Here is a 26,409-nt window from a genome sequence, read left to right as displayed (position 1 = left end):
CGAAATAAGCCCCCATTGGCATATATAGCCTGTCTTATGCAAGCGAAATACCGCTAACTTTGTTATCACTCTGAGCAATAAGTCATCCTTATTCTTTTTTGTTTTACTTAGTTACTTTTTCTTATATCAAAAGTAATAAAAAACCATTCCGATTTTGGTATGCAAATCATAAAATCCTCGAAAACCACATTATTAGCTCAGTCAATTTTTGGGCCAATTGCCCATCTAGGAAGTAAAGCATGCATACCATCATTAACCTTGCGGTCTTCGCACTGCTCATTGGTTTGCTGGTGAAACAGCAAAAAACCGAACAGACACTGTCAAAACGTGTCTTCACCAGCCTCGGCCTCGGGGTATTGTTCGGCGGTGCCCTGCAGTTTATCTATGGCGGCGGCAGCGATGTCATTTCCAATACGCTGGAATACGTTAACATTGTTGGCGCAGGCTATGTCAGCTTACTGAAAATGATCATCATGCCATTGATCCTTGTGTCTATTATCGGCGCAATTATCAAGGTAAAAGATTCCGGATCACTGGGCAAAATTTCCGTTTTGAGTATCGGTATCCTGCTTGCTACCACCGCAGTATCCGCGCTGATCGGTATTCTGGTCAGCAACCTGTTTGGCCTAACCGCTGACGGTATCGTTCAGGGTGCCCGCGAGATCGCCCGTGGCGAAATGCTGCAAACTCGCCTGAGCAGCGTGGAAACCCTGTCGTTCGCCGACATGATCATTTCGTTCTTCCCCGGTAACCCGTTTGCCGATCTAGCAGGCAGCCGCCCAACCTCCACCATCGCCGTGGTGATCTTCTCGGCATTCGTCGGTGTTGCCGGACTGACCGTGATCCGCACCAACCCGGAATTGGGCGAGAGTCTCGAAAAGTTCATCAACGTGGCCCAAGAAGTCGTACGTACGCTGGTCCGTTTGGTGCTAAGCCTGACCCCTTACGGTGTACTGGCACTGATGACCAAAGTGGTTGCTGGCTCAAACTACGATGACATTCTAAGCCTGATTAACTTTGTCGCGGCATCCTATGTCGGCCTCGGCCTGATTCTGGTCATGCACCTACTATTGGTCAGCGTGGTCGGCGTCAACCCGGTCCGTTACCTCAAGAAAATTCTCCCTGTACTGACGTTTGCATTCACCTCACGCTCAAGTGCAGGAACGATCCCGCTAAACGTTGACACCCAAGTTAAAAAACTGGGCAACGGAGAAGGTGTCGCAAACTTCTCGGCATCTTTCGGTGCGACGATGGGACAAAACGGCTGTGCCGGTCTTTACCCTGCCATGCTGGCTGTCATGATTGCGCCAACTATCGGTATCAATCCGCTAGACCCAAGCTTCATGCTAACCCTGATTGCCATTGTCACCATCAGTTCATTCGGCATTGCCGGTGTCGGCGGCGGTGCAACATTCGCAGCCCTGATTGTTCTCTCTGCGATGGATATGCCTGTTGCGCTGGCTGGCCTACTCATTTCAATCGAGCCATTGATTGATATGGGCCGTACGGCTATCAATGTGAGTGGTTCGATGACGGCAGGTACCATTACATCACGCCTCCTCGGTCAGGCAGATCAGGACATCTTCAACAGCGAAGAGACTGTCGACACCGCCAAGGCTTAATCGCGAGCTAGCCTTGAAAAAACAAATGCCCCGAGACTAACGTCTTGGGGCATTTTCGTATGAGACCTATCACAGTGACAAAATAGGTCATAAATAGCGTAAGAAAAATGGTTGATTATGTACTTAGGTGGGTATGCAACAGACATAAAAAAAGTGGCGTTCTCACACCACTTTTTATATTCAGCACATTACGTTACTTAGCTAACCAGCTGACGAACTTTTTCTAGGTCTTCAGGCGTATCCACCCCGGCTGGCGGCGTTTCTAGCGCAACATCAACATGGATTTTCTCGCCGTACCACAGTACGCGAAGCTGCTCGAGTGACTCGATCTTTTCCAGAGTACTCGGTTCCCAGTTAATGTAGGTATTAATAAAACCAGCACGGTACGCGTAGATACCAATGTGACGCATCAGGTTACGGTGAATCTCCTGCGGACGCTTGGCAAAATTGTCACGATCCCAAGGAATCGAGGCGCGGCTGAAATACAGCGCATAGCCATCCTTGTCGGTGACAACCTTGACGGCATTCGGGTTGAACACCTCATCGGCATGGTCAATCTCCACCGCCAACGTCGCCATCGGAGCCTTGCTAGCTGAAAGGTTCATCGCCACCTGACGAATAATGGCTTCAGGGATCAGCGGCTCATCACCTTGCACGTTAACCACAATATGATCATCGGCAAGGCCATATTTCTCGACCACTTCCGCCAGTCGCTCCGTACCCGATTCATGATCGGCACGGGTCAGGCAAACGTCACCGCCAAAGTTGCGTACAACCTCTGCGACGCGTTCATCGTCGGTAGCTACGATCACGCGTTCGGCACCCGATTTGCTCGCCTGCTCATATACCCACTGAACCATCGGCTTGCCGCCGATATCGGCCAACGGTTTGCCAGGCAGGCGGGTTGACTGATAACGTGCCGGAATAATTACCGAAAACGTCATTTACTTCACCTCATCCATACTCAGAGTGCGAGCTTCTGGCTCCAAAAGAACAGGGATACCGTCCTTGATCGGATAAGCCAGGCGATCAAATTTGCAGATCAGCTCACCTTTTTCTTTATCGAAGTTTAGTTTGCCCTTGCAAACTGGGCATGCAACGATTTCAAGCAGACGATGATCCATAATTTTCCTTTACCTTTATAATCCGGTTAATCAGGTTTTCAGCCTGATCCTCTGGCAGCGTTGCATCAACAGGCAAATACCACCAATTTGGTTGAGCGAAAGAATAGCACTTCACCGCATCTTTTTCAGTCATCACTAGATACTGACCCATCGCGGCAAGTTGCTGTAATTGCTGATCATCAAAGGCCTGATGATCCTTAAAAGGCTGACAGTGAACAGGATAGATCCCCTGCTGCTCCAGCGTGTGGAAAAAGCGCGGTGGATGACCGATACCCGCAAGGGCTACAACGTCCCCCGTTAATGCCTCCGGCTGGCACTTTTCCCCTGTCACCAAATTCACCAATGGCGAAGGAGACAGCACCATCGGGATTTCGTTATCCTGCGGCTGGCCGCCATTGCAAATCAGGAAATCCACTTCGGCAAGACGCTCGCAGCCTTCACGCAACGGGCCAAGGGGGATCAGCTGCTCATTACCGAAACGGCGCTGGCCATCAATCACCACAATTTCAATATCGCGTTCCAGCGCATAATGCTGCAAACCATCATCGGTAATAATGACATCGACGTCATTTTCGATCATGGCCACCGCTTCAGCACGTTTGGGCGAAACGGCAACAGGCACCCCGGTTCGACGGTAAATAAGCACCGGCTCATCACCCGCCTGCGCCGTGGTACTGGTGTCATCCAAGCGGTAGGGATAATGAGGAGCCTTGCCGCCATAGCCACGCGACACCACGCCCGGTTTCATGCCCGCAGCAAGTAACTGCTCCACCAGCCAAACAACAACCGGCGTTTTGCCATTGCCGCCAGCGGTGATATTTCCCACCACAACCACGGGCACTTGGGCTCGGTATGCTTGCTTGCCTCCGGAGCGATACTGCTGCCGACGGCGGCGGCTGATCACACCAAACAGTTTGCTCAGCGGCCACAGCAGCGGTTTGAGCAACCATCCCGCAGGATGGCTGCCAAACCAAATTTTTTCAATAACCGACGCCATCACTCACCAAACTGAATACGGTGAAGCTGGGCATAAGCACCATTTTTTGCCAGCAACTCAGCGTGAACACCGCGCTCGATGATCTCGCCTTCATCGACCACCAAGATCTGATCTGCATTCTCGATTGTCGACAAACGGTGAGCAATAACCAGTACGGTACGGTCTTTTTGCAACTCATCCAACGCTGCCTGAATCGCACGCTCTGACTCGGTATCAAGCGCAGAAGTTGCCTCATCAAGAATCAGCACCGGCGCATCACGCAGCAGCGCTCGGGCAATGGCAATACGCTGACGCTGGCCGCCCGATAGGCTGACGCCGTTCTCGCCAATCACCGTATCCAAGCCGTTGTCCATCCCGCTGATAAAGTCCATCGCATGGGCCAGCTTGGCGGCCTTTTCGATGTCTTCACGGGTATACTTGTCGCCACTGGCGTAAGCAATATTGTTGGCAATGGTGTCATTGAACAAATGTACGTTCTGCGAGACAACAGCCACCTGATCACGAAGGTTGCTCAGGGTATAGTCACAGATACCGTGGTTATCCAGAACGATATTACCGCTGTCGATGTCGTAAAAACGCGTCAGCAAATTGGCAATCGTACTCTTGCCCGAGCCGGAACGCCCAACCAATGCCAGCGTCTGGCCGGCTGGAAGATCAAAGCTTACGTTACGCAATGCCGGAGTATCTTTGGTTGGGTAGGTAAAGGTCACGTTATCGACCTTGATATCCCCTTTCACACGCTCAATTTCGTGCTGACCATGATCTTTTTCTGATTCAAGCTCCATCAGACCAAACAAAGTCTGGCAAGCCGCCATACCACGCTGGAACTGCGACGTTACGTTGGTCAATGCCTTAAGCGGACGCATCAAGCCGAACATCGAACCGAAAATCAGGGCAAACGTACCCGGCGTCAATGACTCACGCAGCGAATCAGTATTGGCAAGAATAAGCACCACAACCAAAGCCATAGAGGCAATCAGCTGGATCACCGGGTTGGCAATGGCCTGCGCAGAAACCAGCTTCATCGTTTGCTGGCGCATCCGGTTGCTAACTTCTTCGAAACGAGCCTGTTCAACCTGCTGACCACCGTAGCTCAGAACGACTTTATGGCCTTTAAGCATCTGCTCGGCCGAGGAGGTCACCGAGCCCATCGCGTCTTGCATATTGGTTGATATACGGCGAAAACGCTTGGAGACAATTCGAATAGACAGAGCAACAATCGGGGCGATAACCAGCAAGATCGCCGAAAGCTGCCAGCTGTTGTAAAACATAATGGCCATAAGCGCGATGATGGATGCACCTTCACGCACGAGACTGACCAATGCCCCACTCGTTGCCGAGGCAACCTGTTCGGAGTCATAGGTGATCCGTGACAGCAATTTGCCCGAAGACTCCTGATCAAAAAAGCTGACCGGCATCTTCATAAAATGATTGAACAACTGACGACGCAAACGCATCACCACATTGCCCGAAACCCAGGCGAGGCAGTAGGAAGAGGCGAAACTACTGATGCCGCGCACCAGCATCAATCCCAACAAGTACAACGGCATCATCGCCAAGAAGTTACTGTCGAGGGCATCCAGCCCACCAAAACTTTCATCCATCAGCGGCTTGATCATCGAGAGCATCAGCGCATCGCTGGCAGCGTTGACAATAAGCGCGACAGAGGCAACGGCAAGACCCGTCTTATACAGACTAATCGACGGCCAAAGTTGCTTGAACGTTTCCCAGGTAGTTTGATCTTTGGGTTGTGTCATGGAAACCATTTTTTCTTGAAATGAATTCTCACATTCTACTCTGTTCCCGCCGAGTGACCAAATAAGTTCACCGAACCGGTTACCAAACTGCCCAAGATTCAGTCAGTTTTAGGATTCTCCCCGACTCTGCTGGGACGCGGCCTAAACCAGCCCGGACGAATATCTTGCCGATAGCGCACGATCTCCATCTCATTACCGACCCGTGTGATCGAAATCTGGCCATGATCGGCCGTAGAGAGCCATTGGCTGCCCATCGCAACGTATCGTCTACGTATCTCCGGATTAGGCAGTCGCCAAGGATTAAAGCGGGCAGCCGAGACCAAGGCCACCTCAGGCCGCATTGCTGTCAGCCAGGTTCGGGAGGAAGAGGTCAAGCTACCGTGGTGCGGCACGGTCAATATCTCAGGTGTCAGATCCGGTTCAAGGCGTGCCAACAGTAGTTCGGAAATCGCATCAATATCACCGGTCAGCAACATAAACGGCGGGGCATTGGCATAACCAAGCGCAATCACACACGAATGCGGGTTCGCCGCCCGCCTGACACGCTTAGGCGGCCACAAGGCGCGAAACTCCAGCCCCTGCCATAACCACGTTTCACCACGGACACAGGACGAGAAACCATCGCGGTGATCACTGCTGCGCATCCAGCTGGGCGAAAAATGACGGATCAAATACTCTGCCCCGCCCGCGTGGTCGCTATCACCATGACTGAGGATAAGGCCATCGAGCCTCTCGTAACCTCGCTGCCTTAACACCGGCTCAATCACGGCACTGGCGATACTGCCACCGGGCCATGCATTGCCGGTATCGTAAAGCACTGCCCCTTGACCTGTACTAATTAGTACCGCCAAACCATGCCCCACATCCAGCATATCGATAAATACTGGCGCGGGGCCCTCTTCGACCTCACGCTCCCCCGAACCTGAGGTCGGCCCATCGAATGGCATCAGTGCCAATACAATCAATGCACCACTCACCAACAGGGCGGCGTATCGACGAACAGGCAGCAACCAGATCAGACAAGCCAATACGGCCAGCCCAAGCAAGCCACCAGCCATATCCCCAGTCAGCGGCAGCCATGCCCCTTGCGCCAAGCCCGCCAGCCACATCACCGGCTTGAGGCTAAGATCCGCCGCCCACCACCCCAGCCCGGACAGAGCAGGCCACCACGATAAGCCAACAGCCAGCAGAACCATAGGCACCGTCAGCAAACTCACCCAAGGCACAGCCAGCAAATTCACCAACGGGGCCAGCCATGCAAAACCGCCAAACCACAACCACTGTACCGGCAGCATCAAGAGCAACAAGGCCAGCTGCATCACAAAGAGCTGCCGTACCGCCCCCCAGATTGAAAACAGCAACGATTGCCACCCATGATTAACCGCCGAAGGTTGTTCTTGCCTTCCGACACCGCCTACACCGGCAAACATAATGATCGCGACAGCAGTAAAAGAGAGCCAAAAGCCCGCGGTATAGCTCGCCAACGGATTGATCATCAAACATGCAGCAAACGCCACCAGCAACACCTGCCAGCGCGGCCAGCCAATTCGTAGCCGCATCAGCAACAGTATCACCACGCTCATGAGCAACGCCCGTATGGTTGGTACGGTAAACCCAGCCAGCCATGCATAGCCGCCCCCCAACAGCAGCCCGCACCAAAGCGGTAACCACGTCAGGTAATAGAGATTTATCGCGACACCCCTCAACATGCCGCCCAGCCGCCAGCCAATCACCACGGCCAGACCAATATGCAAACCGGAAATCGCCATCAGATGGGCCAGACCGCTGTCTCGTAGCAGTTGCCAATCTTGATCCGTCAGCGCGGTCCTTTCACCAAACCCCAATGCCAGTAAATATGCGCCAAAAGGCAAATCGCGCGTCATTGCGATTGCCTGCTGATACATGGTCTGGCGGAGGTGATCATGCCAACCTACAGGCGTATCCAACTGCACAGCATCAAGGATAACCCCGACACCATGAATGCCCTTGCCCACGGCATCACGCTCGCGATCATAACCAGCACTATTCACCCGGCCATAAGGCGGTTTCAGGCGCAGGGTAAACTGCCAGTGCTCGCCCAATTTGATATCGGGCATCGGCTGCTGTGTATCACCGGCGAAAGTACCTGCCCCCCAGCGCAAATGCAGCCGCAATCCGGCAGGCAAAGAGCCCCCGGCCGACGAATCATCGATCGTTACAATTTCGAACAGAGTATTGGGAATATTATGATTAATAAGGCTGCGAACTTCGCCAATTATGGTAATATCTCCCCGCTCGGCAGCTACGGTTTCAACATCGTCCAAATACGCCACGGCACTATAATTAGCCAATACAACGCCAAAGACGATGCAGATCAAAAGCCGTTCCCGCAAATAAGCCGACACTAGGCTACCAGTCACAACGGCTATCATAACGACGCTATAAGGCGGCAATGTCGGCCAGTAATGTAGCGATAGCAATCCAAGAGCAATCCCAGCGGCCTCTCTCACCATAGGGGCAGCCTCGAAAGAAAAGATACGCAATGCCTAGACATGTAATTAAACGATTTATGCCCAGCCACGACCTGATCAAACAGCAAAAAGCGCTGAAGATCTTCGGTAATGTGCTGTACAACCCGAACCTGTGGTGCCTTAACCGCCGCTCGGCGTCGGGTGCCTTCGCGGTAGGGCTGTTTATGGCTTTCGTCCCGCTGCCAAGCCAGATGATCATGGCGGCCGGACTGGCGATCCTGTTCAGTGTCAATTTGCCACTGTCGGTCTGTCTGGTATGGATCAGTAATCCAATCACCATGCCGGTTCTGTTCTATGGCGCATACAAACTCGGGGCATGGATAATGAGCGTGCCGCCGATCCCCTTTCACTTCGAGCTTTCTTGGGAGTTTCTGCTGCACCAGATGAACCAAATCGGCCCTCCATTTCTGCTCGGCTGTATGGTGTGTGGTTTGGCCGCAGCCCTATTCGGTTATTTGGGTATCCGCGGACTATGGCGCTACTCAGTTGTCCGCAGCTGGCAAAAACGAAAATTGCGGATACTGCGTTAATAAAAAAAACCTCGCACTAGCGAGGTTTTTTTGTATGGCCTTACCTATCAAAGCACAACGAAAAATCGCTGTTCTGAAAGATCATTGGCATTTCAAAATAACGGGCTACATTCCTTGCAGCCCATTTTGCCAGACAGGTTGCAGCACGAGCGCAACCTGACAATTATCTCATCACTGCCAACATTACTTAGCACTCAACACCAACGCTGGCTGCAATGCACATGCCCGCTTAGCCGGATACCATGTCGCCAACAAGCTGAGGATCACCGCCGTCAAGGTCACCAATGCGACATCGTGCACCGCCAATTGGCTCGGCAGAAAATCGACAAAATAAATATCGCCGGACAGGAAATGGTAGCCAATGATACCTTCGACCCAACTAATAATCGTGGTCAGATTGACTGCCACCAGCGAGCCAAGCACCGAACCAACCAAACTCCCCACCACACCGGACATGATACCGTGCCAAATGAAAATAGAGCGGATTAAACGGTCTGTCGCCCCCATTGTGCGCAAAATCGCAATGTCTGAGGCTCGTTCCTTAACCGCCATCATCAAGGTAGAAACGATATTGAAACAGGCAACACCGATCACCAATACCATCACCAGGTACATGATGGTACGTACCATCTGGATATCTCGGTACAGGTAACCATATTTCTGGTTCCAGCTCTTCAGATACACATACACCGGCAAGGTATAGCCAACCTCACGAACGATCTGATTGGCATCAAGCACGTTATCGACATTGATTTCGATCCCCGTTACGCCCTCACCCATCGAGAGGTACTGCTGGGCATCGGCCAACGGCACAATGGCGAAGCTGTGGTCGATCTGGCCGGCCAGCGCCAGCAAGCCAATCACCTGTAGTCGGATACGGTGCGGAGCTTTGAGCTTCAAATCGGCATCGGGATTAGGGATCATCGCGGTGATCCAGTCACCCACGCCTATCCCCAGCTTCTGAGCTACGCCTTGTCCCAAAATCACCTGATGCTTACCGGCTTGAAGTTTGCTCCAAGCGTTATCCTTAACGAAATCAGGCAAAGAGCTGACCTTATGCGACTGATGCGGGTCTACCCCGCGCACCTCAACCGCCTTGAGGCTATTGCCTTTTTCAAGCAACGCAGTAAAACGCACATACGGGGCGGCCGCGGTTACCCGTGGATGTTTTTCCACTTGTTCAAGCACTGGCTGCCAATGCTCAAAAGGCGGCTGTACCGCTTCCAGCTCACCGTGCGGGATCACCGACAGCACCCGATTTTGCAGCTCGCGTTCAAATCCATTCATCGCCGACAAGCCGATAATAATCACGGCTACGCCCACGGCAATCCCCAGAGTGGATGACATCGACACAAAGGACACCATCCGGCTACGCTGCCGAGCCCGGCTAAAACGCTTACCTATATATAACGATAATGGACGGAACATCAGGCCACCTCGACTTGAACCAACTCGCCATCTTGCATGTGCATACAGCGATCAAGCTTGCTGGCCAATTCATTATCATGGGTGACGACCAAAAATGCCGTACCTGATTCTTTGTTCAGCTTGCGCATCAAATCGTAGATCTCCAACGCCGTCTTATGGTCGAGGTTGCCGGTCGGCTCATCGGCCAATACCAACGACGGCTTATTGACCAATGCACGCGCGATAGCGACCCGTTGGCGTTCACCGCCACTCAACTCTGACGGGCGATGGTCGAAGCGGTGGCTAAGCCCCACCAGCTCCAAGATGCTCTGAGCCTGTGATTTCGCCTGTGCAGGACTCATCCCGCCAATCAGCAGCGGCATTGCCACGTTTTCCACCGCGCTGAAATCAGCCAGCAGGTGATGGAACTGGTAAACAAAGCCAATTTCCTGATTGCGCAGCTTGGCCTGGCGGTTGGCGTTCATCGCGTTGAGCTTTTGGCCCTTGAAGAAAACATCACCGCTAGTTGGATCATCCAACGCCCCCAACACATGCAGCAAGGTACTCTTGCCCGAACCCGAGGCCCCAACAATCGCCACCAGCTCACTGTGCTCAAGGGAAAAACCCACACCTTTAAGAACCTCGGTCTCCAACTGCGCTTCACGGTAAATTTTGCGCAATCCCTGACAAACTAAAAGTGCATTACTCATAACGAAGTGCCTCTGCTGGACGTACCGATGCCGCCCGGTAAGAAGGAAAAACCGTTGCCAGCAAACTCAATAGAATCGCACCGACAATCACAACAACAACCTGCAAAGGCTGAATCAAAACAGGCAGCTCGCCGCCTGCCGAAATCAAGCTTACCCCAAGAAGGGACATTACGCTGTTCAGGTTATAGGCCAGCAAGATACCCAGCAGACCACCGATCAATGCACCGATAACGCCGCTGCTTGCGCCCTGAACCATAAATACCGTCATTAACTGGCGGCTGGTCATACCTTGTGTTTTCAAGATGGCAACTTCTGCCTGTTTTTCCATCACCACCATAATCAAGGCCGTGATGATATTAAACGCAGCCACACCGATGATCAGCCCCAACATCAGGCCCATCATGTTCTTTTCCATCTTGACCGCCTGAAACAACTCGCCGCGCTGTTCGCGCCAGTCACTCCAAACAAGACCATCAGGCAAAGGAAGCGCCGCCAGATCAGCAACCACGAAAGGATCATCGACAAACAAACGCCAACCGGTGATCTCGCCTTTTTTGAAACGGAGCAAGCGGCCAGCATCTTCGATATTGACCAGCACCAGTTGGCTATCAACATCCGAACCAGTGTTGTACAAACCCGCCACCTCAAAATTACGCTGGCTAGGAATGCGGCCAATCGGCGTGTACTGGCTGGCACTGGTTACCATCAGACGGATTTTATCGCCAACCTTTACCCCAAGATTATTCGCCAGCGACTGACCAAGAATCACCTTGTAGCTTCCCGGCTGAAGATCGTCGATATCCCCTCGGCTAACATAGTAGCCAACCGGCTCATACACTGTCGGATCGATACCAAGCAACATGCCAGCCGCAATCGACTTGGCACTTTGCATAATGGTCTCACTCCGAGTAATCGGCGTAACGACGCCGACATCGGGCAATTGACCCAACGCCGCGGGCGGCTCGGCGGTACGGTGCAAATGCCCTTCGGCCGTCGATATCACAGCCTGAGGCATCACACCGAGGATCCGCGATTTCAGCTGCTCTTCAAAGCCATTCATCACAGATAACACCGTCACTAGCGACAGAACGCCAATAGTGATCCCGGCTGTCGACATATAGGAGACAAAACGACTGAATCTATCGCCAGATCGCCCCCGCAAATAGCGCAACCCAATAAAAAACGAAACGGGATGAAACATAAATATGACAAAACCATCCTGAAAAAACTGCCGTGAAGGATACCTTCTGCAGCACCCAATTACCATTGAGCTTAGCAAAAGTAATGTAAAAACAGACGCTAAAGATGGCAGTTACCAGCCACCGACTTGCCCCGGGGTGTTTGCTAGGTGATAATCGAAGAATAGATAATTTATTGTGAGTGCAACATGAATCAGGACGAGTATTTTTCAGTCCATGCTGGGTTGACCATTAATGTAGAACCACTGGAACCTCAGGCCATCGTCCCTAGCAACGAAGCCTTCTTGCAAGAGATCCCACCGCTCTTTCGCATCGCCAGCGAATGCAGTGCCATAGATGACAATATGGAGCGCTCACTGACTCAGCTTAATAAAAAGGAATTTCAGTCACTTAGTGATTATCTGGTTGCCCAAAACAATAAGATCAACCTCATGCTTGGTTTTATCATGGCCCAGCAAGATCACGCTGAACACCGCTTCGTCACAACTACCTTCGGTGCCAGCAAGCTGACCTATCTATCGGATACCCCCCTAGCTGTAGGCCAAGCTGTCCGCCTAAAAATCTTCCTCGACAAACCGACGGCGGCAATCTATGCCTATGCCGAGGTGAGCGAGTGCCAGCAAGAAGCCGAACACAAACAAGCGGAAATCACGCTTTCTTACACCCATTTGCTGGAAGCCGATCGCGACATCATTATCCGTGCGGCCCTGCACTTCCAACAAAAATTCCTGCGCCAGCGGGCGCAACAGCGCACAGAGAATTAATACCCCAATGACCAATACGACTATTCTTTCTCTCCCCTTGCCGAACAAACCGGGTGATGCCTGTTATATCGGCAATGTTTCCGGGGCAGCCTTGGCGCTGTCGATTGCTGAATTGGCGGAAAACCATCAAGGACCATTGCTAACCGTTGTCCCTGATACCCAAACTGCGCTGCGTCTGCAGCCGGAAATCAGCCAATTCACCACGCAGGACGTCAGCGTGTTCCCCGACTGGGAAACCCTGCCCTACGACAACTTCTCGCCGCACCAAGACATTATCTCCGATCGCTTATCACGGCTGTATAATTTCCCCAACCAAGCTCGCGGCGTCGTATTGGTACCCGTCAGCACGCTGCTACAACGCCTGACACCACAATCATTCATCCACCAACATGCGCTTTTGGTGAGCTGCAACGACCGGCTTTCGCTGGAAAAACTGCGCCTGAAACTCGACGCCTCGGGCTACCGCCACGTTGATCAGGTTATGGAACACGGTGAATACGCTAGCCGCGGCTCGCTGCTTGATTTGTTCCCGATGGGCAGCCAGCATCCGTTCCGTATCGATTTCTTCGATGACGAAGTCGACTCGATCCGCCAGTTCGACCCTGAAACCCAGCGCTCGACCGGTGAAATAGACAGTATTCGCTTGTTGCCGGCCCACGAGTTCCCAACCGATGATCTGGCTATCGAGAGCTTCAGAATGCGCTGGCGCGAACGATTCGAGGCCCGCCGCGAACCAGAATCCATCTACCAGCAAGTCAGCAAGAAGACCTGGCCAGCCGGTATCGAATACTGGCAACCACTCTTTTTCGAACAAACCGAAACCCTGTTCGACTACCTGCCGGATAGCAGCCTACTCCTGACTATCGGCAATCTCGAAGAAGCCGCAGATCTCTTCCTCAAAGACGCGGCCTATCGTTACGACCAGCGTCGAGTTGATCCACTACGCCCGCTGCTTGAGCCCCATGAGCTCTGGCTGAACAAAGACGAAATGTTCGGCCAGTTCAAAGCCATGCCTCAAGTACGCCTGCGCGGGGATGCCGAGCCTGAAAAAGGCGGCAGGTTCAACCCGGCATTGCAGCCAATCCCAACGCTGACCATCAACCACCAGCTCAAAGAGCCGCTGGGCGAACTGCGCAAGTTTATCGAAAGCTACCCGGGCCAAGTTATTTTCTCGGTGGCGTCTGAAGGCCGCCGCGAAGCCTTGCTTGATCTGCTGGCAAGGATCAAGCTGCGCCCTATGGTCTGCGCATCATTGAGCGAGGCTATGGCTGTACCGGGCAAAACCAGCCTGATTATCGGCGCGGCCGAACAGGGTTTTGTCTTGGCCGATCCTGCTATCGCCCTGATCTGCGAAAGCGACCTGCTGGGCGAACGTGTCGTTCAACGTCGCCGACGCGATGACAAGAAGGTCGTCAACAGCGACACCATCATCCGCAACCTTGCCGAGCTCCAAGTGGGCCAGCCCGTTGTTCACGTCGACCACGGTATCGGCCGCTATCAGGGTCTGCAAACCCTCGATGCCGGCGGGATGAAAACCGAGTTCGTCACCCTCGAATACCAAGGCGGCGCCAAGTTATACGTCCCGGTCGCCTCGCTACATTTGATCAGCCGGTACTCAGGCGGCGCAGAAGAAACCGCGCCGATCCACAAACTGGGCGGTGAAGCTTGGGCCAAAGCCCGCAGAAAAGCTGCTGAAAAAGTCCGGGATGTCGCAGCCGAGCTGCTTGATGTCTACGCCAAGCGTGAGCTCAAGCCCGGCTTCAAGTTCAATCTCGACCGCGAGGCATATGCCGACTTCTGCACCGGCTTCCCGTTCGAGGAAACCCATGACCAAGCGATGGCCATCAATGCCGTTCTGTCCGATATGTGCCAAGCCAAAGCGATGGACCGCCTGGTGTGCGGCGATGTCGGCTTCGGCAAGACCGAAGTGGCGATGCGCGCTGCTTTCGTGGCCGTGGATAACAGCAAGCAAGTCACCGTTCTGGTACCAACCACCTTGCTTGCCCAGCAGCATTTCGAAAACTTCCGTGATCGCTTTGCCAATACACCGGTACGGGTAGAAGTTCTGTCTCGCTTCAAGACGGCCAAAGAGCAGAAGCAAATTCTGGCCGATGTCGGCGAAGGCAAGATCGATATCCTGATCGGCACCCACAAGCTGCTCAACGCTCAGGTCAAATACCATGATCTCGGCCTTCTCATCGTCGACGAAGAGCACCGCTTTGGTGTCCGCCAGAAAGAGAAGGTCAAGGCATTGCGTGCAGACGTGGATATCCTGACCCTGACCGCAACCCCGATCCCGCGTACCCTGAATATGGCAATGAGCGGAATGCGCGACTTGTCGATCATCGCAACGCCACCGGCACGCCGACTGGCAATCAAGACATTCGTTCGCGAAAACGACGACGTACTGATTCGCGAAGCCGTACTTCGTGAAATCATGCGTGGCGGGCAGATCTACTTCCTCCACAACGATGTCGAGTCCATCAACAAGATGGCTGACGATCTCGCCGCCCTGATCCCCGAAGCACGGATCACCGTTGCCCACGGCCAAATGCGTGAGCGAGATCTCGAAAAAATCATGAGTGATTTCTATCACCAACGATTTAATTTGCTGGTGTGTACCACAATTATCGAAACCGGTATTGATGTGCCTACCGCCAATACCATTATCATCAACCGTGCAGATCACTTGGGTTTGGCGCAGCTGCACCAGCTTCGGGGACGAGTAGGACGCTCGCACCACCAAGCCTACGCCTACTTGCTGACACCGCATCCGAAACGTATGACCAAGGACGCCGTCAAGCGCCTAGAGGCCATTGCCTCGCTGGAAGATTTGGGGGCTGGTTTCACCTTGGCGACCCATGACCTTGAAATTCGCGGAGCGGGCGAGCTACTGGGCGACGAACAAAGCGGCCAGATCCAATCTGTTGGTTTCACGCTGTTCATGGAGATGCTCGAACAAGCTGTCGAGGCTCTGAAAGAAGGCAAAGAACCATCGCTTGACGATCTATTGCGCCAGCAGACGGAAATTGAACTCAGGGTACCGGCCTTGCTGCCTGATGACTTCATCCCAGATATCAATACCCGCCTGTCGCTCTACAAGCGTATCGCCAGCACAGACAGCGAAAATGCCATCAGCGAGCTGAAAGTCGAGTTGATTGACCGCTTCGGCCTATTGCCGGATGCGACCAAGAACCTACTGATGCTCAACCAGCTCAAGCTCAAGGCGGCAGGGATTGGTATCAACAAAATCGAAGCCGGCGAAAAAGGCGGGTATATTGAATTCAATGCCAATGCCTCCATTGATCCTGGCTTCTTGGTGGGTCTGCTTCAGTCCGAGCCTCAGCATTTCCGAATGGAAGGGCCGACCAAACTGAAAATGATGGCACCAATGAGTGACAAACAGACACGAATGAAATATGTTGACGGCCTTTTAACAAAACTGGCAGAAAACACTCTATAATAGAGAGCACAAATGTGCGGAGTATTATGTTGAAAAATCTGATTTATTTGCTGCTATTGGTAGTCAGCCTACCAAGCTTCGCGGCCAGACAATTTGATATTGAGGTGATTCTGTTCAAGCGCAATATTGCCCCTGAGCAGGTCAACGAATCATGGCCAGACCAACAAGCGGCTATCGACACCAGTAGCGCGATTGACTTTGGTGATACCGCTCGCCTTAAGGCCCGTGGCATTCGTCCAATGTCGCCGAGCCGTTTTCGGCTCAATAACCAATACAACAAACTGAAAGGACATGCTGGATTCACCCCACTCGCCCATTTTGGCTGGCGTCAGGGAGATCTCAGCAAGGCCGCCGCACCGCGTATCCATATTACTGCCGGTAAAGATTTTTCAGCACAGTTTCTGGCTGATGGCATACCCGCAGCAAGTGCAGCCTCAGAGGCTTTGCCTGCCAGCAATACCTCAACAGACGGCCTGATTATCACAACCGACAATAGCGCCGCAACTGATCTGAACGCTGGCATTGACAGCCAGAGCACCGGCGGCCCACTGTACGAGCTTGACGGTACGATCAAGGTCTATGTTCAGCATTACCTATTCACCGAAGCCAATCTTGAGCTACGCGAGCCAAGCCGCCGCGAAGTGGTCGTTGGGGCTGACATTGACAGCACACTTGACCCGCTGGCAACGGAAGGCAATGTTCAGGTTGGCCACTTGCAAGAAGTGAAAAAGCAAGTGGATGTGGAAGAGTTCCTCAAAGGTTATCAGTTTAACCAGCAACGCAAGATGCGTAGCGGCGAGACGCACTACCTTGACCACCCATTGATGGGCATGATCATTCAAATTCGCAAAATCAACGGATAATCCCCGTTCATTGTCAAAAAGGCTGCATTATGCAGCCTTTTTTGTACTCTCAATTTGCTACGTACGATATGCTATTGTCTTCCGACATCGATGGATCCAGAGATGAACCAATCACCCCTAACCTCAGCCAGGCTGACCCTCCGCCCTTATAAACAGGCTGACTTGCAAGACATGCTCGAGGCTATCCTCAGCTCAACAGAAAGTCTCTATCCTTGGCTCCCTTGGTGTACCCCCAGCTACAATCAGCATGATGCCCAGCAGTGGATTCAGCACAGCATGCAAAATTGGACCTATTGCCTAGGTTACGAATTTGCGATTTTCGCCAACGATCAATTTGTCGGCAGTGCTTCGCTCAGCAATATTTCCGAACAGACCAATTCCGCCGAGCTGGGATACTGGATCCGCCAAGATGCCCAACGCCAAGGCTATGCCACCGAAGCGGCTCAGGCCGTCGCCCAATACGGTTTCGAGGAACTCGGGTTGACTCGCATCGAAATCGTCACTCACCTTGGAAATCTTGCCAGCCAACGTACCGCGCTAGCCTGCCGAGCCAAATTCGAATGCACCGCAAGAAACCGGATCATGATTAACAATACCCCCCAAGACGGGCTTCTGTTTTCATTGATCCCATCAGACTTTTCGCCCCCTCTGGCGTATTAATACTTTCATTATCAGAAAACTTTCCGCTTCAGTAGGGCTCTGTTAGTATCAAGCCTACCACCACCACAAGAAAGGAATACCTGTGCTTAAAATTCTTCTAACCATCGCCTTAGTCGGCCTTGTTATCTTCTATATCCAGCACACCAAAAACAACAAGCAAGTTGCCGCCGAAAATATCAAGGCCGGTCAGGCATTTCTAGCTGAGAACAAGAACAAGGAAGGCGTTAAAACAACGGCCAGCGGCCTTCAGTATCTTGTGCTGCAAGAAGGAACCGGCACTCAGCATCCTAGCGCCAAAGATAAAGTGACCGTCCACTATCACGGCACCCTGATTGACGGCACGGTATTTGACAGCTCGGTTGATCGCGGCGAAACCATCCAGTTCGGCCTGAATCAGGTTATCAAAGGCTGGACCGAAGGCTTGCAATTGATGGTAGAAGGCGAGAAAACCCGCTTTTTCATTCCGGCTGAATTGGCCTACGGCAACCGCTCAATGGGTGTGATCAAGCCGGGTTCCGTACTGATCTTTGACGTGGAACTGTTCAAAATCAACTGATCGACGTTAACACTGTCAGCGGTTTTTCAGACAAAACAAAAAGGGACTTGGCTTGGCCAAGTCCCTTTTTAATACATGAGGATTTAATGCTGATTAGTGCAGCTTCAAATTCGGACGCAATACGCGGTTGATACGGCCAACCAGCATCATCAGGCTAGTCTTGAATATGCCGTGAAGGGCAATTTGGTGCATCCGGTATAGGGAGATGTACACCACGCGGGCAATACGGCCTTCAACCATCATCGAGCCCTTGGTCAGGTTACCCATCAGGCTACCAACCGTTGAGAAACGGCTCAGGGAGACCAATGAACCATGGTCATTGTAGACATATGGCTTCTCTTCGCGACCCGTTAGCTTAGCCACAATGTTTGAGAAACAGCGGCTTGCCATCTGGTGAGCGGCCTGTGCGCGAGGCGGTACGAACGAGCCGTCTTCCTGTGCGCACGATGCCAGATCGCCAATCACGTAGATATCTTCATCACGGGTTGTCTGCAGTGTCGGCTTAACGACCAGCTGGTTAATGCGGTTAGTTTCCAGACCGGCAATATCCTTCATGAAATCAGGGGCCTTGATACCCGCCGCCCATACCATGATACGCGCAGGGATAAGCTCGCCATCTTTGGTGGTCAAACCGTGCTCGTCGGCCTTGGTCACCATAGTAGAAGTACGAACGTTCACACCCAGTTTCACCAACTCGCTGTGCGCGGCACCAGAAATACGCGGAGGCAGAGCTGGCAGAATGCGCTCACCGGCTTCAACAAGGTTGACGTTAAGGCGAGAGCTGTCCAAATCACCAAAACCGTAGTTACGCAGCTCTTTCACTGCATTGTGCAGTTCTGCCGACAGTTCAACACCGGTTGCACCGGCACCGACAATTGCGATATCAACGGTTTTCTGATCTTTGTTGGCGTGCAGCTTCAGGAACTGATTGTTCATCTCGGTACGGAAGCGATGCGCCTGCTCTGGGCTATCAAGGAAGATACAATGCTCGCGAACACCTGGGGTGTTGAAATCATTCGAGGTAGAGCCGATAGCCAATACCAGAATATCGTACTCAAGCTCACGCTCAGGCATCAATAGCTCGTCATGCTTGTCATACAGCTCGGCTAGCTTGATCACCTTGCGATCACGGTCAATATCTTTCAGGCTGCCCATTTGGAAATCAAAATGATGGTTCTTAGCGTGGGCGCGGTAGCTCAGAGCATCGACACCGGCATCCATTGAGCCTGTCGCCACTTCGTGCAGCAACGGTTTCCATAGGTGGCTTCCCTTGCGGTCAACCAAGGTTACCTTAGCACGGCCCTTGCGGCCAAGAGTTCGACCAAGCTTGGTAGCCAGTTCCAAACCGCCTGCACCACCACCGACAACTATAATGCGAGTCATCACATTGCTCCTTTGAAGATTTAAAGATTTATAATTTTTGTTTGACCCGATTCACATCCAGTCAATAAATTCGTCTTGCCTCAGCAAGTCACTTTCTCGATCTCTGGGATGCTTTAGTGCATCTCTTTGTTCTATTTACTCAACTTTTTTTGACATGCATCAAAAAAAGTTAAGATCTGCATTATATGCCAATATTATTTCATGGCAAGAATTAATTGATTAAGATCAAAGTAGCCTCAAATCAACCAAATTTTCGTGCTAAGTGGCACAATACCAAGCAACAATGTATACGGATGCCGCCTTGCGACGCCATCAAAAACGTACGTTTTGCGATCGGTAAATAGCTAACGTGCAATAACGATGAGCGTCAAAATCGGAGCGTTATGGTGATATTCGGGGACTGGTGGCTATGAAAAGATAGGAGCAGACGGCTGTTTCTCACCGTCTGCCATGATGCCGGGGTTACTGGGCGTCTTTGAATGTCTTGATAGTTTGGAGGTGTGCGGAAATCTTCTTAAACTTGTGAGATTCCTTTTCGTCCCAGATGATCCGGTAATGGTCACTCAGCACATCGCTGGTATGCTGGTTATCGAGTATTTCATCCTGAGTGGAAAGAATACACAGGCAATTGCCTGCATTCTTTTCCCTGAAACTCGTCACACACTTGGTCGAAATGTCGGCATACTCTTCCGGCCGGTCAATACGCCCTTCCATATTGCGCTCTGGATACAGATTCGGGTTGAAGATAACCTGCTTGATCCCACATAAAAAACCGATACGCTCTGACCAGTAGCCGCCAAGACCCACCCCGCAAATCAACGGTTTGTCGTCTTTCGATTCGTCTACCAGTTTTTGCACCTCTTTGAGCAGGTGCTGCATATCGTGCTTGGGATGCAGAGTACTGTAGTTAACAAAGCGTACGTCAGGGTCAATAAACTGAAGCTGCAGTACCTTTTCATGATTACCCGGGCTTGTTGAATCAAAGCCATGCAGATAAATAATCATCCTTTCTCCCTGTCGTGATTACTTGCGTACCTCAAATCTAACAGGTTTGCTCAGTAATGAAAGAGGGAAAAACATGACACCCCTAGCATTTTCATGTCTACTGGTTAATTAATAACGCAGTATCTTTGCGCAGATCGACCAACTTCCCCGTCGCCCGCTGGCGCTGGCTGTCCGACAAGGTGTGGTTCAACCGGGTCAGCAATTCAAACCGACGGTTTAAATAGAAGCGCACCTCGGATTGATAGCTAGGACCTTCTAGCGACACCATCTGCCGCATCAGCCTCGCCAACTTCGCCTCAAAGCCGGGCTGACGACGCTGTAACATCAATTGCTGGAAATCCTTAAAATACTGATCGCGCAGCGAGACAAAAACCGGGGTCATTTCCACCTGATACCCTGCCAGCTCGGCAATTAGCTGGCGCTGGCGCGGAGTCAACGAACCGACCCACTTCTGGGCAAACTCGGTGAGCCTCTGTGTCCGTTGGCTCAAACGCTGAGAAGGGCTCTTAGCGGCCCTTTCTGCATCGAGTTTAGCAAACCGCTCACGCATCTTATTATAGAGGCCGTTCACCTGCGACTCATCGAGATCACGCAGCAAGTTGGCCAACGGCATTGCCAGTACCGCCACAGAGTCCTGCCCCAATCCGGTAAACAGGCGGTAGTAGCTTCCCATGTGACCATAGTTCATCGGCAGCTGGACATCCGCCTGAAGCTGATCCAACGCCCGATGTATTTTCGGTAGCTGCTGGGCCCGATGACGCTCAAGGGCCGCCGAGAGGTCGCTATCAAGACGGTCCTCCTGCTCGGATGTCATATTGATGTAATCATCGATACGAAAAGAGAGCCACAAATCAAGATTGTTATAGGCCAGCCGCGTTGTACAGCCAACCAGTATGGCAGCCACAACCAGCAAGAAAACCTTAACGCCCCGCCCCATCCGAGCACCCATCGCCCCACCTCGATATCACCGAAATCGACTTCGCCTGTTAACTCTTACTGTTTCAATGTAGCAGGGAGATCAACACACACCTAGGTATTGTCGTTAAGATACGCAGGCCAAAATTACAACAAGAAATGAATATACCTATTAATTCAACACCTTAACCCGTCAGCAACCAGCGAGCATCCATCCTCTATTGACTTGTAAACTCACCACTTTTTAGAATCAATGCAATGTGGATGCGTGAACGCTGACAAAAATTGAGCTATTTCGATAATTAAATTTATTAATAGACAAGAAATCATGCATCGTTTATATAACTAACAAATTTGCTATCTAATGGTTATCTATGAAAAAAGCCTTTGTAATCCGTGCTCGTGCCGCCTCTACTGACCCTAAGACTTTCGTTGCGGGAGTGGGTAACGACGCTCATTCTGAAATTCTTGCCCATGTATTGATGAATGCGATTTTCACGGCTCAGTCTCATCGTGATGACGTGATAGTCTATTTGGTCATTGAAAGCACCGCTGATTTTTCACGTACCTTATGTTTTGAATCATCCAAACTCGTCAATATTGGCGGTTTTCATGAGTCAGCGTTGATCGCATTAATTGCTAAAGCGCTAGAGTTTTCGGCGGGCATGAAAAAAGAAGAGAGCCGAAACGTCTCGGCGGGTCTTTCTGTCGAAACTATCAGCTTTGAAAAATTGGTTCAGCGACTGGCAGAAGAATATACGCTCTATTTACTCGATAAAAAGGGCAATGATATTCGTGATGAACCATTGACGGGCAATGCTTGCTTTATCTTGACGGATCATATCCCAATGCCTAAAAAGAGCTGGAATAGCCTAAAGCGTCTTGATACACACAAAATTAGCCTCGGACCAAAAATGCTATTTGCTTCGCAGTGTGTTGTTCTTATTCATAATGAATTCGATCGCCGAGAATAAGACCCAAGACAACACAGAACGGTACAAACCGCTCTGTTAGCATTTGAGCCTGCTTAATGCAGGCTCTTGCCAATGCTACCATTCAATACTCATTTCCCTTTTTCCCCTACACCACTCGCCACTAGAGTGGTTAGATCATATTCAGCATTTAAAAAATCAAACCCTAATATGTTCGCAAGATCATGAATGTGGCAATTCAATTCGGGGCTGGTTTGTTCGCAGGGCTGAGTTTGATAGATAGTGGCTGAATTATTATTTTCACAAAGAGTTTTAACCACGCTCCTTAAAAATTTGCCATACATTTCCTAATATTAACGAAAATCATCCTATGCACACAATTGAAAAATAATTCATCCTTGGTATGTAATACTAGGTTCACTTTATGCAAAATATCTAAAAATCGACTAGCCCAAAAGCACTTCTGTGCCATATGTATTTTGACTTCCGTAAATCATCATTAATACCTATTACGAAATGCTACATTATTAATTTCAGAAAAAACCATATGACATCTAAACGCAAGTTTTAAAAATTGCCATTGTCATTGAGTTGCTTTCATTTTAAATCCATGTGTTAAACCTCACAGAATATACAACCACCTAAAGGTAAAATCATTTCAACTTGTCATGTTAGAGTGAACTTTAGGTCATACTTCATGATTTGTAATCGAGCTAACGCCTAAAATCGTTTATCTAAATCTCAGGTATTGCAATGCAAAACATAAATGTATTTATTAAAGATAATATCAACCAAGTTGCGAATAAAGGCCTCCACATCGCACCAGATATTCCAGAAAAAAAGCTCAACAATGCGGCTAAATCAATGTGTCTACATGATGCTGTTGGCTCTGTCATTGCATTAATCGACAACACAGTGTTTGGCAGTGGTAAAGATGGCCTCGCATTTACCGGTGAAAAAATGGTCTATAAACCAGCATTTCAATCACCTGAAATGGTAAACTTTAGCGATCTAGAAACTGCTGAATATGTCCGCAGCGTAACCACTAATGATAAAGGTAAAGAAAAAATCACTGAGTACACGACAATCACTAAAAAAGATGGCTCCACCTTTAAAGTCGAACACATCAGTGAATGTAATCTTGAAAAGCTCGCTGAACTTTTGAACACCATCAACAGTCAATTTGATACTTTCGAAGAAGAGAATCAGTTAGTTGCACTATCCGAAATGCCGGAAGAACTCAAAGTTGCGTACTTAAAAGTCATAGTGAACATGGCGTACTCTGACGACGGCGAGGTCGACAAAGATGAATTTGCTCAAATACTTCTGCTCATGACTCGCTTAGAACTTAGCTCTGAATCACGTTTTGCGCTGAGAGAGTACATCACCACAACCAGTGAGCTAGAGAACCTAGAATCTCTGATGCAAACCATCGATGAAACCTGCACACCTAGCCACAATAAATCCGTCAAGATTTCGCTCGTTAAAGATCTGTTCAGTGTTTTCATGAGCGTGAACAATGGACAGCATGAAAATTTTGCATTCTTTAAAGACAACAATTATCTCTTCAATATCAGTGATAACGAAGTTGAACTAATCATCGATGCTCTCAAGCTTGACTTTAAGATGCTCAATGATGACTTTAGTGACGATGCACTATCTCGCGGATTAAAAGAGCTTGGTGCAAAAGCAGGCGCTGTAGGCGTTCCGCTAGCTGCAGTTTATCTTTCTGGCTCAGTAGTCGGCATGTCGGCAGCTGGTTTAACATCAGGTCTTGCAACACTTGGCTTGGGCGGTGCTCTCGGATTCTCAAGTATGGCAACAGGTATTGGTGTTGCAGTTCTACTGGGTGTAGGTGCTTACAAAGGTATTAAACATCTAACGGGAGCAAATGAACTTGATAAGACCAAACGCAGAGAACTGATGCTCAATGAGGTTATTAAGCAGACTCAAGCAACCGTATCGCACTTAATGGAAGACATTAACTTCATTACCATCAAGTTAAACGAGACAATTCTTTCTCACGGTGCTCAAGACGAAAAAGTAAAACTGCTTTTACAAAAAGTAAAACTGTTGACCTCCGCTGGTAATGTGCTTACACAAAAAGGTGACGCTACTCAAAGTAAATGCTTCAAGCTAAAGTGTCCAAAAGAACTTAATCACGAAAAACTTCAATCACTTACTCGTGAGGCAACTAAGCAGCAAATTTACACTATTATTATGTCTTTCTACGAAGAGAAAACCATTGAGCGTGAACAAGACGGTGAGACTGTAACCGTAAAGGTACTCACTCTAAAACAAGATATCTCTACTTTAGACATGGAAAAACTTGCCAAAATCTTTGAGGCCATCGGCTACTTCAAAGCAGCTGATGTCATCAAAGGGAAATTGTCAGGGATATTTTCATAGTGACTAAACGAGACGAACACGTTTCGGCCATGCTGGTGCAAAAGCACCAGCTGGATCAATCGGAAAATAAACTAAGCGAGCTAGATGCCGTGCTTAATGCTTTGCAGCAAAACCAACAATCCAATAATAATGCTCTTGATCTGGCACTCGCCGATTTGGATATGATGCTGGAGAACCAAAGTATTAATTCGCAATTAGCTGAAGAAATTGACATTACCCAAGAGTTATTCGACCTAGAAAGCTCCGTCGCACACACTCACGCAACACCCACCATATTGCCAGTAGCCTTGCTCGATACTCTTGATTTCAATGAAAACATGAACTGGGCACAATACCAGCAATTGGTTCAACAGTATGCCTTAAACAACTACGTTGACTTAAGTGCCGATCCTTTTACTACTCTGATGTCGCCAATTCAGAGAATTGAGCTCGAAAAACGGATCAAAGACGAGTTCACTATCAAGAATGCTCAATGTGACAAGTATGATTATCTCATCGCTGGCACGTGCGGTGTCATTGGTGGGCTTATCGATGTGTTCTTCGTTGGTATGCCCGGAGAAGGAAAGCTCACCAAAGTTGCAGATTCTGCCGTTGACTCAGCTGTTGAAAAATTTGCGTCAGTATGCGGTTGGCAAGGGGGTAAAGATGGAGGAAATTCAACGAAGAGTGCTATTGGCTACTTAGAACGTAACTTCAAAGTTAATTATGACCAAGCAACCACGTTTGGTAAAAACGGGACAGATGGCGCAGTCAAAAATCTTTCGCCTAAAAATCACCATTTAAAAAGTCTGGGGCATTCCCCCGACCTCGTTGGTCTATTTTTCTCTATTTTAAATCAATTTACTGATACCTCAACTTTTATCTCAAACGGTCAGATCATCACTATTGATACGGAGACCCATGAACTAAAAGGCGGAAACTTTATAGCCAAAATTTTTTCTGGCTTTACCAACTGGCTGGGGCATCTATTCTCTGACATGGCCGGTTCTTCTGGTGCATCAGGTCGTGGTGCGGGTATTCCAATCCCTTTCTATAATTTACTGCTACTACTTGATGTTGGTGAATTCAGCCAACACAAACAATCTTTTGCTACTGTAGCTACACAAGTTTTCGAAAAAGGTTACGATTTGAGACACGGCGTTGCCATGGCAATCCCTGTTCTGATTACAGAACTTTTAACCCGGCTAATGTGGACAAGCAAGCAGCGCTTTTATCACAAAAAGCCGTGGCTGGAGTGTATTCCTTCTACGAGTAATCCAGAATTACGACGAATGCTATTGGTTGCTCACGGCACACTCTGTTTAATTGATGCAGGCGATGCAGCACTTAAGTCAGGTGGCGATATGGTGCAATTTTTATTAAGAACCAACCTAATTGGTTGGGCGCGATTTGGCACTTTAGCTCTAAAAGAAGTATATGCTTGGCACAACACTGGTCATATTGATGTTGATGCTGTTGATGAATACTTAAATGCTGAGTTAAAAAAACTAGCCACTTAATAAAAATTATAAGTTATTTCCCAAATTAGTTCTTCTTATCTGAAGGAGTAGCTTAAAATTGGGGTATGATTTTTCATACTCACTTTCAACTCTAAAGCGACATT

21 protein-coding genes are annotated in these 26,409 nt (G+C 50.0%); 10 read left to right on the top strand and 11 right to left on the bottom strand.

What is annotated here, in order from left to right; all coding sequences use genetic code 11:
- Positions 1 to 239: 239 nt before the first annotated feature.
- Positions 240 to 1,622, top strand: a complete 1,383-nt coding sequence (locus ABT56_RS13765) for an L-cystine transporter (RefSeq protein ID WP_047879460.1) — start codon at positions 240 to 242, stop codon at positions 1,620 to 1,622.
- Between the two features lie 197 nt (positions 1,623 to 1,819).
- Here the strand turns inward: ABT56_RS13765 and kdsB are convergent, their stop codons facing one another.
- From kdsB to ABT56_RS13740, 5 genes are all read right to left on the bottom strand, one after another.
- Positions 1,820 to 2,566 carry a 3-deoxy-manno-octulosonate cytidylyltransferase gene (kdsB, locus tag ABT56_RS13760; RefSeq protein WP_047879459.1) on the bottom strand — a complete coding sequence of 249 codons (747 nt, stop codon included), beginning with the start codon at positions 2,564 to 2,566 and terminating at the stop codon, positions 1,820 to 1,822.
- Complete coding sequence (locus ABT56_RS13755) at positions 2,567 to 2,746, bottom strand: Trm112 family protein (RefSeq protein WP_047879458.1); 180 nt, start codon at positions 2,744 to 2,746, stop codon at positions 2,567 to 2,569.
- The gene (gene lpxK, locus ABT56_RS13750) at positions 2,727 to 3,743 is read right to left on the bottom strand and encodes a tetraacyldisaccharide 4'-kinase (RefSeq protein ID WP_047879457.1); all 1,017 of its coding nucleotides are present in this window, start codon (positions 3,741 to 3,743) and stop codon (positions 2,727 to 2,729) included. The genes ABT56_RS13755 and lpxK overlap by 20 nt, the downstream gene beginning before the upstream one ends.
- Positions 3,743 to 5,500: a lipid A ABC transporter ATP-binding protein/permease MsbA gene (gene msbA / locus ABT56_RS13745; protein ID WP_047879456.1), complete on the bottom strand. Its 1,758-nt coding sequence runs from the start codon at positions 5,498 to 5,500 to the stop codon at positions 3,743 to 3,745. The genes lpxK and msbA overlap by 1 nt, the downstream gene beginning before the upstream one ends.
- A 98-nt stretch (positions 5,501 to 5,598) precedes the next feature.
- Positions 5,599 to 7,992, bottom strand: a complete 2,394-nt coding sequence (locus tag ABT56_RS13740) for a DNA internalization-related competence protein ComEC/Rec2 (RefSeq protein ID WP_047879455.1) — start codon at positions 7,990 to 7,992, stop codon at positions 5,599 to 5,601.
- Positions 7,993 to 8,021: 29 nt separating this feature from the next.
- On the opposite strand from ABT56_RS13740, the gene ABT56_RS13735 reads away from it, so the two are divergent.
- On the top strand, positions 8,022 to 8,540 hold the full coding sequence (locus tag ABT56_RS13735; protein ID WP_047879454.1) for a DUF2062 domain-containing protein: 519 nt from the start codon (positions 8,022 to 8,024) through the stop codon (positions 8,538 to 8,540).
- Between the two features lie 183 nt (positions 8,541 to 8,723).
- Here ABT56_RS13735 and lolE read toward each other — a convergent pair whose 3' ends face one another.
- Genes lolE through lolC form a run of 3 tightly spaced genes read right to left on the bottom strand, consistent with a single transcriptional unit; the run spans position 8,724 to position 11,858 of the window.
- Positions 8,724 to 9,968, bottom strand: a complete 1,245-nt coding sequence (lolE, locus tag ABT56_RS13730) for a lipoprotein-releasing ABC transporter permease subunit LolE (protein ID WP_047879453.1) — start codon at positions 9,966 to 9,968, stop codon at positions 8,724 to 8,726.
- Positions 9,968 to 10,657 carry a lipoprotein-releasing ABC transporter ATP-binding protein LolD gene (gene lolD / locus ABT56_RS13725; protein ID WP_047879452.1) on the bottom strand — a complete coding sequence of 230 codons (690 nt, stop codon included), beginning with the start codon at positions 10,655 to 10,657 and terminating at the stop codon, positions 9,968 to 9,970. The genes lolE and lolD overlap by 1 nt, the downstream gene beginning before the upstream one ends.
- Positions 10,650 to 11,858 (bottom strand): lipoprotein-releasing ABC transporter permease subunit LolC, encoded by a 1,209-nt coding sequence (lolC, locus tag ABT56_RS13720; protein WP_047879451.1) that lies wholly within the window; start codon positions 11,856 to 11,858, stop codon positions 10,650 to 10,652. The genes lolD and lolC overlap by 8 nt, the downstream gene beginning before the upstream one ends.
- Positions 11,859 to 12,044: 186 nt before the next feature.
- Here lolC and ABT56_RS13715 point away from each other — a divergent pair, with 186 nt between their 5' ends.
- The 5 genes from ABT56_RS13715 (at position 12,045) to ABT56_RS13695 (ending at position 18,162) form a co-directional block, all read left to right on the top strand.
- Complete coding sequence (locus ABT56_RS13715; RefSeq protein WP_047879450.1) at positions 12,045 to 12,620, top strand: PilZ domain-containing protein; 576 nt, start codon at positions 12,045 to 12,047, stop codon at positions 12,618 to 12,620.
- Between the two features lie 7 nt (positions 12,621 to 12,627).
- Positions 12,628 to 16,083: a transcription-repair coupling factor gene (mfd, locus tag ABT56_RS13710; RefSeq protein ID WP_047879449.1), complete on the top strand. Its 3,456-nt coding sequence runs from the start codon at positions 12,628 to 12,630 to the stop codon at positions 16,081 to 16,083.
- A 29-nt stretch (positions 16,084 to 16,112) separates the two neighbouring features.
- Positions 16,113 to 16,946 carry a peptidoglycan binding protein CsiV gene (locus ABT56_RS13705; protein WP_047879527.1) on the top strand — a complete coding sequence of 278 codons (834 nt, stop codon included), beginning with the start codon at positions 16,113 to 16,115 and terminating at the stop codon, positions 16,944 to 16,946.
- A gap of 102 nt (positions 16,947 to 17,048) precedes the next feature.
- Positions 17,049 to 17,606, top strand: a complete 558-nt coding sequence (locus ABT56_RS13700; protein WP_047879448.1) for a GNAT family N-acetyltransferase — start codon at positions 17,049 to 17,051, stop codon at positions 17,604 to 17,606.
- 82 nt (positions 17,607 to 17,688) lie between these two features.
- The gene (locus ABT56_RS13695) at positions 17,689 to 18,162 is read left to right on the top strand and encodes a BamJ family beta-barrel-assembly machinery protein (RefSeq protein WP_047879447.1); all 474 of its coding nucleotides are present in this window, start codon (positions 17,689 to 17,691) and stop codon (positions 18,160 to 18,162) included.
- A 93-nt stretch (positions 18,163 to 18,255) separates the two neighbouring features.
- Here ABT56_RS13695 and ABT56_RS13690 read toward each other — a convergent pair whose 3' ends face one another.
- The 3 genes from ABT56_RS13690 to ABT56_RS13680 all read right to left on the bottom strand — a co-directional run bounded on the left by ABT56_RS13690 (position 18,256) and on the right by ABT56_RS13680 (position 21,499).
- Positions 18,256 to 19,545 carry an NAD(P)/FAD-dependent oxidoreductase gene (locus ABT56_RS13690; RefSeq protein WP_047879446.1) on the bottom strand — a complete coding sequence of 430 codons (1,290 nt, stop codon included), beginning with the start codon at positions 19,543 to 19,545 and terminating at the stop codon, positions 18,256 to 18,258.
- A gap of 462 nt (positions 19,546 to 20,007) precedes the next feature.
- Positions 20,008 to 20,550 carry an alpha/beta hydrolase YcfP gene (gene ycfP, locus ABT56_RS13685; protein ID WP_047879445.1) on the bottom strand — a complete coding sequence of 181 codons (543 nt, stop codon included), beginning with the start codon at positions 20,548 to 20,550 and terminating at the stop codon, positions 20,008 to 20,010.
- Between the two features lie 97 nt (positions 20,551 to 20,647).
- The gene (locus tag ABT56_RS13680; protein WP_047879444.1) at positions 20,648 to 21,499 is read right to left on the bottom strand and encodes a DUF6279 family lipoprotein; all 852 of its coding nucleotides are present in this window, start codon (positions 21,497 to 21,499) and stop codon (positions 20,648 to 20,650) included.
- A 340-nt stretch (positions 21,500 to 21,839) separates the two neighbouring features.
- Between ABT56_RS13680 and trmY the strand changes: the two genes are divergently transcribed.
- The 3 genes from trmY to ABT56_RS13660 all read left to right on the top strand — a co-directional run bounded on the left by trmY (position 21,840) and on the right by ABT56_RS13660 (position 26,305).
- Positions 21,840 to 22,439 (top strand): tRNA (pseudouridine(54)-N(1))-methyltransferase TrmY, encoded by a 600-nt coding sequence (gene trmY / locus ABT56_RS13675; RefSeq protein WP_047879443.1) that lies wholly within the window; start codon positions 21,840 to 21,842, stop codon positions 22,437 to 22,439.
- A gap of 711 nt (positions 22,440 to 23,150) precedes the next feature.
- Positions 23,151 to 24,806, top strand: coding sequence for a hypothetical protein (locus tag ABT56_RS13665; protein ID WP_047879441.1), 1,656 nt, complete (start codon positions 23,151 to 23,153; stop codon positions 24,804 to 24,806).
- Entirely contained in the window at positions 24,806 to 26,305 is a 1,500-nt protein-coding gene (locus ABT56_RS13660) for a hypothetical protein (RefSeq protein WP_084722285.1), read from the top strand. The genes ABT56_RS13665 and ABT56_RS13660 overlap by 1 nt, the downstream gene beginning before the upstream one ends.
- The last annotated feature ends 104 nt before the right edge of the window (positions 26,306 to 26,409 follow it).

Origin of the sequence: Photobacterium aquae (genome assembly GCF_001029445.1) — a bacterium.
GTDB lineage: Bacteria > Pseudomonadota > Gammaproteobacteria > Enterobacterales > Vibrionaceae > Photobacterium > Photobacterium aquae.
This window is presented reverse-complemented; position numbering and strand designations above follow the sequence as displayed.

Excerpts from the sequence above, each read along its gene's own strand:
- ABT56_RS13680 (WP_047879444.1), bottom strand. The coding sequence starts at position 21,499 with ATGGGTGCTCGGATGGGGCGGGGCGTTAAGGTTTTCTTGCTGGTTGTG.
- lolE (WP_047879453.1), bottom strand. The coding sequence starts at position 9,968 with ATGTTCCGTCCATTATCGTTATATATAGGTAAGCGTTTTAGCCGGGCT.
- lolC (WP_047879451.1), bottom strand. The coding sequence starts at position 11,858 with ATGTTTCATCCCGTTTCGTTTTTTATTGGGTTGCGCTATTTGCGGGGG.
- msbA (WP_047879456.1), bottom strand. The coding sequence starts at position 5,500 with ATGACACAACCCAAAGATCAAACTACCTGGGAAACGTTCAAGCAACTT.
- ABT56_RS13755 (WP_047879458.1), bottom strand. The coding sequence starts at position 2,746 with ATGGATCATCGTCTGCTTGAAATCGTTGCATGCCCAGTTTGCAAGGGC.
- ABT56_RS13700 (WP_047879448.1), top strand. The coding sequence starts at position 17,049 with ATGAACCAATCACCCCTAACCTCAGCCAGGCTGACCCTCCGCCCTTAT.
- lpxK (WP_047879457.1), bottom strand. The coding sequence starts at position 3,743 with ATGGCGTCGGTTATTGAAAAAATTTGGTTTGGCAGCCATCCTGCGGGA.
- ABT56_RS13765 (WP_047879460.1), top strand. The coding sequence starts at position 240 with ATGCATACCATCATTAACCTTGCGGTCTTCGCACTGCTCATTGGTTTG.
- lolD (WP_047879452.1), bottom strand. The coding sequence starts at position 10,657 with ATGAGTAATGCACTTTTAGTTTGTCAGGGATTGCGCAAAATTTACCGT.
- ABT56_RS13740 (WP_047879455.1), bottom strand. The coding sequence starts at position 7,992 with ATGGTGAGAGAGGCCGCTGGGATTGCTCTTGGATTGCTATCGCTACAT.
- ABT56_RS13665 (WP_047879441.1), top strand. The coding sequence starts at position 23,151 with ATGCAAAACATAAATGTATTTATTAAAGATAATATCAACCAAGTTGCG.
- ycfP (WP_047879445.1), bottom strand. The coding sequence starts at position 20,550 with ATGATTATTTATCTGCATGGCTTTGATTCAACAAGCCCGGGTAATCAT.
- ABT56_RS13735 (WP_047879454.1), top strand. The coding sequence starts at position 8,022 with ATGCCTAGACATGTAATTAAACGATTTATGCCCAGCCACGACCTGATC.
- mfd (WP_047879449.1), top strand. The coding sequence starts at position 12,628 with ATGACCAATACGACTATTCTTTCTCTCCCCTTGCCGAACAAACCGGGT.
- kdsB (WP_047879459.1), bottom strand. The coding sequence starts at position 2,566 with ATGACGTTTTCGGTAATTATTCCGGCACGTTATCAGTCAACCCGCCTG.
- ABT56_RS13715 (WP_047879450.1), top strand. The coding sequence starts at position 12,045 with ATGAATCAGGACGAGTATTTTTCAGTCCATGCTGGGTTGACCATTAAT.
- ABT56_RS13690 (WP_047879446.1), bottom strand. The coding sequence starts at position 19,545 with ATGACTCGCATTATAGTTGTCGGTGGTGGTGCAGGCGGTTTGGAACTG.
- trmY (WP_047879443.1), top strand. The coding sequence starts at position 21,840 with ATGAAAAAAGCCTTTGTAATCCGTGCTCGTGCCGCCTCTACTGACCCT.